This window comes from Aurantimonas sp. E1-2-R+4 (assembly GCF_036549515.1).
GTDB lineage: Bacteria > Pseudomonadota > Alphaproteobacteria > Rhizobiales > Rhizobiaceae > Aurantimonas > Aurantimonas coralicida_A.
On the sequence record NZ_JAZHLK010000023.1, the window covers coordinates 26617 to 39933 of the forward strand.

Below are 13317 nucleotides of genomic sequence, written 5' to 3' on the forward strand. Positions count from 1 at the left end.
GATGCGGCAACGGGGGACGGGCGCCATGCCCGTTTGCGAACCGCGCCTCGCGCCGAGCGGCGGCTGAATGCCTTGCCGCTTGCTTCGGGTCGTCGCGCCTCCATCTTCAAGCGCCGGTCCCGCATCCACCTCAAGGTCGCCTTTTGCTCCTCACCAAATTCCTGATCATCCTCCTGCTCATCGTCCTCAACGGCTTCTTCGCCATGTCGGAGATCGCCATCGTATCGGCACGCAAATCGCGGCTGGAACAGATGCGGAAGGAAGGGCGACGCGGCGCGGCCAGCGCCATCCGTCTGATGGAGGACCCGACGGGCTTCCTGTCGACCGTCCAGATCGGCATCACCCTCGTCGGCATCTTCGCCGGCGCTTACGGCGGATCGGTTTTCGCCGCGCCGTTGGCCGAAATGATACGGGACTGGCCGGTGGTCGGCCCCTATGCGGGCACCGTCGCCTTCGTCCTTGTCGTCGTCGTCATCACCTATCTGTCGCTAATTGTCGGCGAGCTGGCGCCCAAGCGCTTCGCGCTGAGCCGTGCCGAGGCGATCGCCGTCAAGGTCGCGCCGGTGATGGCGCTGATCGCAAAGGCCGGGGCACCACTGGTCTGGTTGCTGCGGGTCTCGACCAACGCGGTGATCCTGCTGCTGGGCGGCGATCGCGAGGAGGGCGACGGCGTTACTGAAGAAGACGTCCGGGCGATGATCGCCGAGGGGACACAGACCGGCGTGTTCAAGCCGAAGGAACGGGAGATGCTGGAAGGCGTCATCCGAATCGCCGATCGCACCGTTCGCTCGATCATGGTGCCGCGTCCGGACACGACATGGCTCGACCGGCGGGACGACGCCGACACACTTTTCGACAAGATCCTGAAGTCCGGCCATTCGCGCTATCCGGTAATCGACACCGACACCGACACGGTCGTTGGCATCGTCCAGACCAAGGATCTGCTCGAACAACAGCGCCGCACTGGCACGATCGACCTAGCCGAGGCGATGCGCGAGCCGCTCTACGTCCATGAGACGATGCCGATCCTCAAACTGCTGGAGCGGTTTCGCACCGCCGCGATTCATATCGCGATCGTGCTCGACGAATACGGCTCCTTCGAGGGCGTTGCGACACCGACAGACATTCTGAAAGGCATCGCCGGAGCCTTGCCGGAAGGCGAGGATGACGATCCGCGCGTGATCTCGCGCGACGACGGCTCCTGGCTGATCGACGCGGCGATGCCGATCGACGCTGTTGGAAACGCCGTGCCCGGCCTACTCTTTCCCTCCGAGCGAGATTACGAGACCGCCGCCGGTTTCATCCTCAATCATCTGGGACATATTCCCGGTGTCGGCGAACGCTTCCGTTGGCAACGCTGGGACTTTGAAATCATGGATATGGACGGCCAGCGGATCGACAAGCTGCTCGTCACGGAGGCGCCGGCGGAACCCGCTGCGGGACCGGGAAGCGTTGCTCCGCGTGACGCGCGATACGACGGCTGACGTCGGGATTTTATCCGCCACAACGCGAACGACCGAATGTCTGGACCTTCGGTCGTTCGCTCCGATATCACGATGGGAACGCGGGGTTGAGGCCGCTTCGGTCGTCAGTAGCAGCGGGAGTTGCGACGGCGCGCCGCGGTGAGCGCCAACCGATAGGTCGGGTCCTGGCGCCAATCGCCGCGCAGGGCGTCGTCGATGTCGCCGCGGCGAATGCCGATGTCTTTCAGCATATAATCGGGCAACTCGGTCATGGCGCGCGCATGGCGGCGATTGGCCATGGTTTTGACCATCGCACGGGCCGCTACGAGCGAAAGACGGATCGCCTGGAGGGGATGGGCGAGCGGTGTGCCGAGCCGGGGCTTGCTGATGATCGTCATGGCTGTTGTCCTTTCATAGCCATCGGTTTCAGGAAAAAATGGGAGCGCCGACGCAACGCTGTTTGCGACAGTGCCGAAACGCTCCCGAGTGGTTCCTGACACGATGAAAGCTATGCGATCCGAATTGATCATTCCAACGAATGTTGGTAATGTCTCGCATCGCTTTCGTTGATGGACAATCTGATGAACACACCCCTCGATCTCGATCATCTGCGGACCTTCGTCGCCATCGTCGATGCCGGCAGCTTCACCCGCGCGGCGGAGGACGTCTTCAAGACCCAATCTGCGGTGTCTATGCAGATGCGGCGACTGGAGGATCGGCTCGGCGCAACGCTGTTCGAGCGCACGGGGCGGACAATCCGGATCACCGACGACGGCTCGCGGCTCCTGGCCTATGCGCGGCGCATGTTGGCACTCAGCCAAGAGACCTTGTCGGCCTTCGACGAGGAGGCGATGCAGGGCCATGTGCGGATCGGCCTACCGGACGACTATGCCGAACGCTTCTTGCCGGAAATCCTCGCCCGCTTCTCGCGCTCCAATCCGCTGGTCGAACTTCAGATCGCCTGCGAGCCTTCGTCCAACCTGGCCGAGCACATCGACAAGGGTCGGCTCGACGTCGCGTTGGTTTCCGACTGCTTTCCCGGCGCGACACTCAGCGAAGTGGTACGGCGCGAACCGTTGCATTTCGTCACGTCGGCCTCGCACGACGTCCACAATGAAGCGGTGCTGCCGCTGGCGCTCGGTCGGCCGGATTGCGTCTGGCGGACCGAAGGTTGCAAAGCACTCGACCGCATCGGGCGGCGCTACAAAGTGCTGTTCACCTCATGGTCGGCGCAGATCGTCACCTCGGCGGTACTGTCCGGACTGGCGGTGAGCGTCCTGCCGGAATGCGCGCTGCGGCCGGGCATGCGGGTGCTCGGCGAGTTCGACGATTTTCCGGTGCTGCAAGATACCGAGATCGGCGTGCTCAGATCGCGCAACGCCGACGGGCCGGTGGTCAGCGCGCTGGTCGAGCATATCCGCGACAGTTTGGCGAACCTGTCGCCGGCGACGCAGGCCGCGCCGACGCATCTGCCGGAGACCCGGACGCCGCGTCCGCAGCGGGTGCGCGGGGCAATGGTCGCGGCGGAGTAGACCGTCGGCAATCCATGCGACCGCATCGACCGGATGGAGGCTTGCGCCTCCACCGGGACGACCTTCACGCCCGAGCCGGGCAAGACCATTGAGGATTACCTGAAATTTGTCGCAACCCAAATGGATCGAGAGTGATGCTGTCCATGAGCATCTAATTTCTGAACTCGGTGGCGTCGTTCCGAGAGCTGCCTGGGGCGAGATGGCGTACTTTTACAATCCTGGTTCTCGGTTCTCACGGGGCACCTATTTCGCTACGATCAAGGATCGGAACGGCGAGAATGATCGCGCCTCCGATCTTGATCGAACCGAGGTTTGGCGGCTTAATATCGGAGTTTCAAAAAAGACCTATCAGAGCCTCTTCGGCCCGCCTCCGCCGCGTCCTGACAAGGGCGGCATAATCGATGGTCCTTGGGACTTTATCGAGCGCGATGTCCTGATGCCGCATCCCATCTACGGATGGATGTCATGGATCGCTGTATTGTCCCCGTCCGAAAAGACATGGATGCAATGCATCCCGCTTCTGGCCGACGCGCACGGGCGAGCGCAAGAGACATTCACCAAGAGATTGCGGCACAGGAACGCCGCCCGTTCCGGCGCGATCGATACCGCCTGAAAGTTCTGAATTGTGACCGCCCAGCAAGTAAATTCCCCCAGCTTGAAATACGAGCGTGTTGATCCCATATATTCCGAGTTGGCAATAATTTATGCGCGCTAGGGTTTTCAGGATTTTTTCTCGCAATCTTTAGTATTCGCCATCGACCACAAAATACCGTAGCGTTTAGCGTTGCGAGTTTCAGACTTCATTCTAGAAAGGTTTTCCCATGGCTACGGGAACAGTGAAATGGTTCAACGCTCAAAAGGGCTTTGGCTTCATCGCGCCGGATGACGGCGGCGCCGATGCATTCGTTCATATCAGCGCGGTCGAGCGCTCCGGTCTCAACGGATTGGACGAGGGCCAGAAGGTCAGCTTCGAGCTCATGTCCGATCAAAAGAGCGGCAAGATGTCGGCCGAAAATCTGAAGACGATCGCCTGATCATTCGAGCAGGATAAAACCGCAGGCCCGCCGCGAGGATTGAGTCTTCGCGGCGGGCCAGCAAGCGCAAGCGCCCGGAGGCTTTGGATACGGCGATATTTCGTCAGGCCGCCGAATGCCGCGGCGAAAGGGGAAACCGAGCATGCCGATCATCAATTTCGATCTGCCGGCAGATCTTTTCTGGGCGAGATCCGCGCGTCGCGTGGTGCCGAAGGGTGGCGTGGCCCACCGGCGTTTCGAGACGCTCGCCGAGGGCATATGTTTCGTGGTCGAAGAGGATCAGGCCGAGCGCTACGGCGTATCGATCGACACGGACGAAAATTCTTTCTCCAAGGACGAAATCGAAGCCCTGTATCGAAGCGAGGGTTTTTCGGCCTATCGGGAGAAATCTCAGGGATCGCCGTCGGCGAAACCATAAGCCCCTCGCGGGGCTCGCGCACGTCACCTGATGCGGAACGCCCTTGTGCCCCGTTCCTCAGGGGACACCTTCCTCGTCATTGAGCGGCCGCAGGAGTTCGGCAATGATTCCGCGCATCCATCGGTGCGCCGGAGCGTTGGTTGCCCGGCACTGATCCCCCTATCGTTCCAAATTCTTCGCCGTGCCCTTGGCCTTGTCGAGCTTGGCGGATTGCAGGTCGGCGTCGGCGAAATCCGCGCCGTCGAGATTGGCGCCGTCGAAGCGGGCTCCCGCTGCCTCCATGCGCCGCATGTCGGCGCCTTCGAAATTCGCGTCAGTGAAATTGGCAAACTCGCCGGCGGCGCGCGACAGATTGGCGCCGGAAAAATCCGCCCCGGTCAGATTGGCCGAGTTCAGGACGCCGCGCACCATGCCCATCGACTGATTGCGCATGTCGGCGGAAAAATCCGCGCCGCTCATGTTCGCGCCGACCATCGAGGCGCGTGTGAAATCGCTGGCAAGTCGCGCGCCGGACAGATCGGCGCCGTCGAATTGGGCATCGATCATCTGCGCCTGAAACAGATTGGCCCCGGATAGATTCGCGTTGGTGAAGACGGCCTTCAGCCCCCAGGCTTGATCGAGCTTGGCGCCAACGAGACTGGCGTCGGACAAATCCGTGCCGTTGAGATAGGCGCTGGTCATGTCGGCGCCGTCGAAATTCAGCCCCGAGAGATCGAGGCCGTTCAGCGCCTTGCGGTTGAGATCGGCGGGCTTGTCGGGCGTCGCTTGGCTCAGCAGTGCCTCGACCTCGGCCCGGCTCATTTCCGCTTCGGTCATGCGCGGCGAGGTCAGGTCGAGCCCGCTCATCATGTCCTGCGCCGCCGCCGGCGCGGCGAGCAGCATCAAGGCCAGCAGCGTGAAACCAAGCGTTTCCACGAATTTCCGCATGGACATCCTCCTGGATGGTCGGGCACCCGGCTCCCAGCTTGCACCGGAATGGCGCGCCGTCAAAACGCATCCGATTGATCAGCATCGCTTGGCATCGCCGGGTTTCGCCTTGACCCGTGCGCGCGGCTCACCAAGATTGCGGCCATGAGCCGTCTCGACGAATCCCCCGCCGCCTCGAATGTCGCCGAATATAGCGTCTCGGAAATCTCTGGCGCGCTGAAGCGCACCGTCGAGGACGCCTTCGGCCATGTCCGGGTGCGCGGCGAGGTGTCCGGCTATCGCGGTCCGCATTCCTCCGGCCACGCCTATTTCTGCCTCAAGGATGACAGGGCCCGCATCGACGCCGTGGTCTGGCGTACCGCCTTCGCCAAGCTCGCCTTCAAACCCGAGGAAGGGCTGGAGGTGATCGCCACCGGCAAGCTGACCACCTATCCCGGCTCGTCGAAATACCAGATCGTCATCGAGACCATCGAGCCGGCCGGCGCCGGGGCGCTGATGGCGCTTTTGAACGAGCGCAAGCGCAAGCTGGAGGCCGAAGGGCTGTTTTCGCCCGACCGCAAGCAGCGCCTGCCCTACCTGCCGCGCGTCATCGGCATCGTCACCTCACCGACCGGCGCGGTCATCCGCGACATCCATCACCGCATCGCCGACCGCTTTCCGGTGCGGCTGATCGTCTGGCCGGTGCGGGTCCAGGGCGAGACGTCGGGAGACGAGGTCGCGCGCGGCATCGACGGCTTCAACGCGCTGGAGCCGGACGGCGCGATACCCCGCCCGGACCTGATCATCGTCGCGCGCGGCGGCGGTAGCCTGGAAGATCTGTGGGGCTTCAACGACGAGGCGGTGGTGCGCGCGGCGGCCTGCTCAACGATTCCGCTGATCTCGGCGGTGGGGCACGAGACCGACTGGACGCTGATCGACCATGCCGCCGACCGGCGCGCGCCGACGCCGACCGGCGCCGCCGAAATAGCCGTGCCGGTGCGGGCCGAACTGCTGGCCAATTTGGCCGGTCTTCACGCCCGGCAGGCCGGCGCGATCTCGCGGCGTCTGGAGCAGGAGCGCAAGTCCGTCGCCGCGACCGCCCGCGCCCTGCCCTCGCCCGACATGCTGCTGGCACTGCCCCGGCGCCGGCTCGACGAGGCCACCACCGCGCTCGGCCAATGCCTGCGCGTGGCGATTTCGGAAAAGCGCCGCCACTACGGCGACATCGCGAGCCGGCTGTCACCGTCGCGCCTCGACAGCCTGGTTCGGGACAAGCGCGCGGATCTGCGCCATCACGAGACCCGTGCCGCCCATGCCTTGGAGATCAAGCTTCATGATTTGCGGCAGCGTTTCGAGCGGACGGCGGCGGGGCTGCAGCCGCATCAGATCAAGGCCCGCAGCGAGGCGGCGCGGTTGCGGCTGGACACGCTCGGCGAGCGGCTGTCGACGGCGCAGGCACAGGCGACGGAAGCCCGCCGCCAGCGGATCGCGGCGGCCTGGCGCATGGCGGACAGTCTCAATCCGCTGCGCGTCCTGGAACGCGGCTATGCGATCATTCGCGGCGGAGACGACCAGCCGATCATCCGCGCCGCCGGCCTGACGCCGGGCATGGCCTTCACCGTGCAGTTTGCCGGGAACGAGCGGCGCTCGGCCGTCGCGACGGAGGACGGCGATTGGGGCGCGAGACCCGCGGCCGCGACGAGCAGCGCGATGCTCCAGGACAAACCGAGCCCGCGCCGCCGCGCCGCGGCGAAAAAGCCCGCCGAGGGCCAAGGCTCGCTATTTTGACATTCGTATCAGGGAAGAAATGGTACGGTTGGGTGGTCTCGAACCACCGACCTCCGGAGCCACAATCCGACGCTCTAACCAACTGAGCTACAACCGCACGGCGGACTCTCGCCCGCGCCAAGGTGCAGATAAAATCTTTCGCCGTCCTACGCAAGCCCGGATCGTCGATCGATCACGGCAAAACCCGGCTGCCGAGACAGGCCGGGTCTTCCTCGTGCGCATGGCGGCGGCGGGGCGACAGGCGTCCCGCCAGCATTTCGGCGGCCTGATTACTTGGCGTTCTTCTGCGCCTTCTGGAAGGCGTCGCGACCAGGCTTCATCATGTCCTGCGCGACCGACTGGGTCAGCGCCTGCATGTCCTTGCTCTGATCCGTGGCCAGTTCGATCTGCTTGCGGACGTAAGCCGTCTGCATCTCGATGACCTCGGCGAACGACTTGGCCGACATCATCTTGTCGAGATGCTGGAAGCCCGTCTCGGCGTTGCTGCGCAGGGCGTCGATGGCCTTTTTCGACAGCTGGAGCGAACCCTGATGGGCGTTCTCCATCGTCGATTCCAAAGCCTTGGTCGCTTCGTCCGCGGCGGACTTCATGCGGCTGTAGGCTTCCTTGGACTGCTCCATCGACTTCTGCGTCATGGCGCGGAAGGTTTCGGACATCTGCGACGGGTCCATGCCCATCATCGACTGGGTGTTCGGCATCGCGAACGGATCCTGGTTGGTTTTCGAGTCGGCCATGTGACAGTCTCCTGTTGTTGGGTGTCGCCCGAAAGAGTGCCGGCGACTGCTCAATCATATAACATCTGAATTTGTGCAGTGCAACATAAACGCCTAAACTTTTTCGCATTTGCGAAGACATTAACCCTTAAACACGACGAACGACCCCAAAAGCCGGAAGATTCTGGATTCGGCGGGAAGGCCCTATTATGAATCCTTTCTTAAGATCGGCTCTGGAACCGTGCATGATGCGTTAAGGCGTGGAGGCGCGGCAAGCTTGAAAGCGTTGCCCATGGCGACATCGATAGTGCCCGTCGCGATAGCGATCATGGCGCATCCGCATGTCCGCGAAGCCAATATTGCTTCGACGGCTCTGGCCGTCTTCTCGTCCGATCTCACGCAACTCCTTTGGATCAATACCGCCGGGGCGCGCCTCCTGCAACTCGACGCGGCCAGGCCGCAGCCGGCGGATACGCCGTTGAACACCGCGCCGATCCGCCAAATTCGCGCCGCGGGCCGCATGCTGGCAGCCGCTGGCCGCGCCAAGGCGCTGGTTCGTCAGCCCGGCGGCGGGCTGGGCCCCCCGGCGACCGCCGAACTCCAGTCGATCTCCGGCGGTGACACGCTCGGCGATGTCGTTCTCGTCACCGTGGCGGGCCCGCAAGACCAGACGGAGGCGGCCGAAGCGGCCAACCGGCGGCTCCTCGCCGAAGCTGGCCCCGGGATTGTCGCGATTCACTCCCCGAACGGCGATCTGACCGTTGACGACGCCGCAGAATCTGCGGGCGAAACGCCCGATCCGGAGACGCTCGCCGCCTTCCGCGCCTCGGGAGAGGCGCATCGCGTGGTCGCCCGCGAGGACGGCGGCGTCCTGATTCTGGCGAAGCTCGCCGACGAGCGTGTGCTGGTTTGGGCCGGCACCGGACCGGAACGGCAGGAGACGGTGGCCGATGCGCGAACCGGCGATGACGCGCCGGAGATCAGCGTGGCGGAACAATCCCCGCCTCCAACCCTGGCGCCGGAGCCACAGGCCGATCCCGAGAATGACAGGTCCGATCAGATCGGCAAGACGGGGATGAGCGCGCTGCTCCAGCGCTGGTACTTCAGGAACCGCGATGGCGAAGCGTCGTCGCCGGAGCCGGAAACGGCGGCGGAACCGAGCGAAGTCGACATCGCCGAAAATACTATCGACGCGGCGGCAGAAGAAGGCGAAGACACCGCCGGACAGGCCGGTGATGAGCGCATTATCGCGACCTCCGATGCCGATGGCCCGACGACAGAGCAAAAGGACGAGCCCACCGCCACCGATGGCTACTCCTCCCATGATGGGGATGCCCAGACCGCCACCAGCGAAAGCACGCTCATGCCATCGCCGGGTCCGCAGCAGCCCTACGACGCCCATGCGGCGGCGGCTTCCGCTCCCCACCCGCTGCGATCCAGCTGGGGCACGCCGGTGCTCCCGGAACCGGAAGCGGCGTCGACGGATGAAGCACCGAAGAGCGACAGTGGCGTCGATGAAGGACCATTGTCCCCGCCCGAACCGGTGACCGACACCACCGGATCGCCGCGCCGTGAGCTGACAGGATCGATGCCATTCGGCGACGGACCGGAAAGCCGACCTGTTGCCTTGACCGGTGAACTGGAGGGGCCGGACCACCGCGATGCGGAAGCGCCGTTCGTGCCCCGCCTCGATGTCGTTTCGGTCCGCTTCGTCTGGCGCATCGACAGTGACGGGCGGTTCCGCTCCCTGTCGCCGGAATTTGCCGCCGCCGTCGGCCCGCGTTCCTCCGACGTCATCGACCGCAGCTTTCACGACGTTGCCGCGGCCTACCGGATGGATGCCGATGGCGAGGTCCGACGGCTCCTCGATCGCCGCGACACCTGGTCCGGCCGCACCGTCTTCTGGCCGCTGGAAAACACCGACAAGCGGGTTCCTATCGATCTCGCGGCGCTTCCCGTCTATGCTCGCGACCGCAGCTTCGACGGCTTCCGCGGCTTCGGCATTGCCCGCCTGGCCGACTCCGTCGAGGATCCCGAAGCGATTGGACTGCGTCTGGGCGCCGTCTCCGGTCTGGCCGACGAAGCACTTGAGGAATCACTCGCCGACGAAGCCGTCGGCAGATCGCGTGAGATCGGCGGGGGCGCCCTGCTGAAACGGTTTTCGTCGGAGGAGCGCGATGTCTCCTTCGGGCGCCGCGATCCGGCCGATCGACCGGACACGGCCGCCGAACGCGAGGTGCCGAAGATCATCCGCCTGGAGGAGCGCCGGCGTCCCAAGGACGGCGATCTTAGCCATGACGAAGAAGCGGCGTTCCGCGCGATCGGTCAGACCCTGGCCCACGAAGACGCGCCCAATCGACTCGAGCAGGCGATCCAGACGGCGACACGGCGCATCGACGAGTTGGAGAATGCTCGCGCCAACGGGCAGGCATCCGCCGAGGCGGCAAACGATGCCGGCGGAGCGTCCGATCCCGAAGACGCGATGACGCCCCCGATTCCGAAGGCGCCGGTCGAGGGCGCAGGCGACCCAAGCCAGACGCCGGTCGAGGCGGTCGTCGATCCCAGCGGTGACGACGGTGACGATCCCGACTCCGCCGATATGCTGCCGTCGGACAAATCCGCCCTGCTCGCGGAGCTGGCCACCGTCTACGCGGAGCTGCCGCTGCCTGTCCTGGTGCAGGTCCGCGAGGACCTCATCTATGGGAACCGCGAATTCCTTGATCTGACCGGCTACGAAACCGTCACGGCGCTGGGCGACGCCGGCGGGCTCGCTCATCTGTTTACCGATAGCCCGGAGCCGGACTCGGAGAATGAGGCGCTCACGATCCGGCGCGCGAGCGGAGAGACGATCGCCGTTCGCACGCACATGCAGCGCTCGACGATCACCGGGCGCTCCTGTCTGGTGATGTCCTTCTTCACCTCACAGCACGTCAGCGCGGCCACCATGCGGCACGATTCCGCCGGGGTGATCAAGCCGGACACGGCGACCGATGACCGCGAACACGAGACGCTGCGCCAGGAGGTCGAGGACCTGAAGGCCGTCATCGACACGGCGGCGGACGGGTTGGTCCTGCTCGATATCGCGGGCAACATCCGCTCCATGAACGGCTCCGCCCATAAGCTCTTCGCGATCGCCGAGGGTGACAGCGCCGGACGCCCCTTCATCACGCTCTTCGCCCACAAGAGCCAGAAGGCGACCAACGATTATCTGGAGAATCTGCGGCACGACGAGACTCCGTCTGCCGACGACGAAGGTCGCGAGGTCATCGGCCGCGTCGCGGAGGGTGGCTTCGTTCCGCTGCTGCTGCACTTCGGCCAACTACCGGGCGGACGCGGCTGGTACGCCGTCGTTCGGGACATCTCGCATCGCAAGCGGGTCGAGGAGGAATTGACCAACGCAAGGCGCGAAGCCGAGGCAGCGAGCCTCCAGAAGAGCCAGTTCCTCGCCAATATCAGCCATGAGCTGCGCACGCCGCTCAACGCCATCATCGGCTTTGCCGACGTCATGGCGACGGAGTGTTTCGGCCCGATCGGCAATGAGCGCTATCTGGAATATCTCGACGACATCAAGCGGTCCGGCCACCACGTGCTCGATCTCGTCAACGATCTGCTCGACATCACCAAGATCGAGGCCGGCAAGCTCGATCTCGCCTTCGAGGCGGTCTCGCTGACCGAAGTGATCTCCGATGTCGTGGCGCTGATGCAGCCGCAGGCGAACCGCGAGCGCGTCATCGTGCGCTCCAACCTGCCCTCGTCGGTGCCGCCGGTGGTCGCCGACAACCGCTCGATCCGCCAGATCGCCATGAACCTCGTCTCGAATGCCATCCACTTCACACCGGCCGGCGGTCAGATCATCGTGTCGACGAGCTATTCGCCGGGGGGCGACGTCGCCCTCAGGTTCCGCGACAGCGGGATCGGCATGAGCGAACGCGAGATTGAAATCGCCATGATGCCATTCCGGCAGGTCAATCCGGGCGCGCGCCGACGCGGGGAAGGCACCGGCCTCGGCCTGCCGCTGACCAAGGCGCTTGTCGAAGCCAACCGGGCCACATTCGCGATTTCCTCGACCCCAGGCGAAGGGACGCTGGTCGAGATTCTGTTTCCGCCGCAAAGAGTTCTGACCGACTGAACCGCTTCACGACCCTCCCGCTTTAGAATGATTCAACATTAGAATACTTCTAAACCATTGATTTTATTCATTATTTTTACCAAAACCTCTTGTGTTGGCCAAGTCCATGCGGCATGAGTGCGCCGGGTCGCATCCCCAGGCGGCTCTTTCACCGCAAACGGGCGGGTCCGGTCGCGTCGATAGGATCTACCCGTTCCGACCAGCCCAAGCCGCGTGAGGCGATCGCCTCCGCGGATCGAGGAGAGTTTTAATGACGAAGCGTTGTTTGCCACGGCTCGCGCGCGCCCTGACCCTGTCCGCCGGCTTCATCGCCGTGTCCTTCGCCGCGGCGACCGCCAACGCTGCGGACGTCAACATCTATACCGCGCGCCAGCCGGAGTTGATCCAGCCGCTGCTCGACGCCTTCACCGAAGAGACGGGCCTGACGACAGCAACGATCTTTCTCGACAAGGGTCTGGAAGAGCGCATCGCCGCCGAGGGGGCCAATTCCCCGGCCGATCTCATCATGACCGTCGACATCGGCCGGCTCGATGCCGCCAAGCAGGCCGGCGTGGTGCAGCCGGTGGACGACGCGGCGCTGGCTGAAAACATTCCGGCCGAATTCCGCGACGCCGGGAACGAATGGTTCGGACTCACCGCCCGCGGCCGGGTCGTCTATGCCTCGAAGGAGCGAGTCGACGTGGACCAGATCACCTACAAGGACCTTGCCGATCCGAAGTGGAAGGGACGGCTGTGCGTGCGCTCGGGCCAACACCCCTACAATGTCGCGCTGATCGCCGCCTATGTCGCCCATTACGGCGAGGACGCTGCGCGCGAATGGGCCGCGGGCCTGCGTGACAACCTGGCCCGTCGGCCCGAGGGCGGCGACCGCGACCAGGCCAAGGCGATCTTCGCCGGTGAATGCGACATCGCGCTCGGCAACACCTATTACGTCGGCAAGATGATGACCAACGACAAGGAGCCGGAGCAGAAGGAGTGGGCCGAGGCGATCAAGGTCATCATGCCGACTTTCGACAACGGCCTGACCCATGTGAACCTGTCAGGCGTCGCGCTGGCCAAGAACGCTCCGAACAAGGACAACGCCCTGAAGTTGATGGAATTCCTGTCGGGCGACGAGGCGCAGCAGATCTATGCCGAGCTCAACTACGAATATCCAGTCAAGCCGGGCATCGCGACCTCCGATCTGGTCAATTCCTTCGGCGAAATGAAGCCGGACGACATGCCACTCGCCGAGATCGCCAAATTCCGGGCCAAGGCATCCGAGATCGTCGACGAGGTCGGCTTCGACAACGGACCGCAGAGCTAAACGCGAAGCCAAAACCGGTCACAACGAG

The 13317-nt window shown here is 64.2% G+C and carries 11 protein-coding genes and 1 tRNA gene; 8 read left to right on the plus strand and 4 right to left on the minus strand.

Going from position 1 to position 13317, the window contains the following annotated elements; all coding sequences use genetic code 11:
• The first annotated feature begins 143 nt into the window (after positions 1-143).
• Positions 144-1484, plus strand: a complete 1341-nt coding sequence (locus tag VQ045_RS12025; protein WP_327647195.1) for a hemolysin family protein — start codon at positions 144-146, stop codon at positions 1482-1484.
• A 104-nt stretch (positions 1485-1588) separates the two neighbouring features.
• Here VQ045_RS12025 and VQ045_RS12030 read toward each other — a convergent pair whose 3' ends face one another.
• Entirely contained in the window at positions 1589-2071 is a 483-nt protein-coding gene (locus tag VQ045_RS12030) for a DUF1127 domain-containing protein (RefSeq protein WP_327647196.1), read from the minus strand.
• Between VQ045_RS12030 and VQ045_RS12035 the strand changes: the two genes are divergently transcribed.
• From VQ045_RS12035 to VQ045_RS12050, 4 genes are all read left to right on the plus strand, one after another.
• A complete protein-coding gene (locus VQ045_RS12035; RefSeq protein WP_327625422.1) occupies positions 2045-2995 on the plus strand; it encodes a LysR family transcriptional regulator in 951 nt (316 codons plus the stop codon). The genes VQ045_RS12030 and VQ045_RS12035 overlap by 27 nt on opposite strands.
• A gap of 106 nt (positions 2996-3101) precedes the next feature.
• Positions 3102-3608, plus strand: coding sequence for a DUF6194 family protein (locus VQ045_RS12040; RefSeq protein WP_327625423.1), 507 nt, complete (start codon positions 3102-3104; stop codon positions 3606-3608).
• A 208-nt stretch (positions 3609-3816) separates the two neighbouring features.
• Positions 3817-4029 carry a cold-shock protein gene (locus VQ045_RS12045; RefSeq protein WP_206452965.1) on the plus strand — a complete coding sequence of 71 codons (213 nt, stop codon included), beginning with the start codon at positions 3817-3819 and terminating at the stop codon, positions 4027-4029.
• A 142-nt stretch (positions 4030-4171) separates the two neighbouring features.
• On the plus strand, positions 4172-4447 hold the full coding sequence (locus VQ045_RS12050; protein ID WP_327625424.1) for a hypothetical protein: 276 nt from the start codon (positions 4172-4174) through the stop codon (positions 4445-4447).
• 159 nt (positions 4448-4606) lie between these two features.
• On the opposite strand, the gene VQ045_RS12055 is transcribed toward VQ045_RS12050, so the two are convergent.
• Positions 4607-5374, minus strand: a complete 768-nt coding sequence (locus tag VQ045_RS12055; RefSeq protein ID WP_331830267.1) for a pentapeptide repeat-containing protein — start codon at positions 5372-5374, stop codon at positions 4607-4609.
• Positions 5375-5518: 144 nt separating this feature from the next.
• Here VQ045_RS12055 and xseA point away from each other — a divergent pair, with 144 nt between their 5' ends.
• Positions 5519-7141, plus strand: a complete 1623-nt coding sequence (xseA, locus tag VQ045_RS12060; protein WP_331830268.1) for an exodeoxyribonuclease VII large subunit — start codon at positions 5519-5521, stop codon at positions 7139-7141.
• A gap of 20 nt (positions 7142-7161) precedes the next feature.
• Here xseA and VQ045_RS12065 read toward each other — a convergent pair.
• Positions 7162-7238, minus strand: a tRNA-His gene (locus tag VQ045_RS12065).
• Positions 7239-7410: 172 nt separating this feature from the next.
• A complete protein-coding gene (locus VQ045_RS12070) occupies positions 7411-7875 on the minus strand; it encodes a phasin (RefSeq protein ID WP_327625427.1) in 465 nt (154 codons plus the stop codon).
• A gap of 271 nt (positions 7876-8146) precedes the next feature.
• On the opposite strand from VQ045_RS12070, the gene VQ045_RS12075 reads away from it, so the two are divergent.
• On the plus strand, positions 8147-11983 hold the full coding sequence (locus tag VQ045_RS12075; protein ID WP_331830269.1) for an ATP-binding protein: 3837 nt from the start codon (positions 8147-8149) through the stop codon (positions 11981-11983).
• A gap of 250 nt (positions 11984-12233) precedes the next feature.
• Positions 12234-13289 carry a Fe(3+) ABC transporter substrate-binding protein gene (locus tag VQ045_RS12080; RefSeq protein WP_331830270.1) on the plus strand — a complete coding sequence of 352 codons (1056 nt, stop codon included), beginning with the start codon at positions 12234-12236 and terminating at the stop codon, positions 13287-13289.
• The last annotated feature ends 28 nt before the right edge of the window (positions 13290-13317 follow it).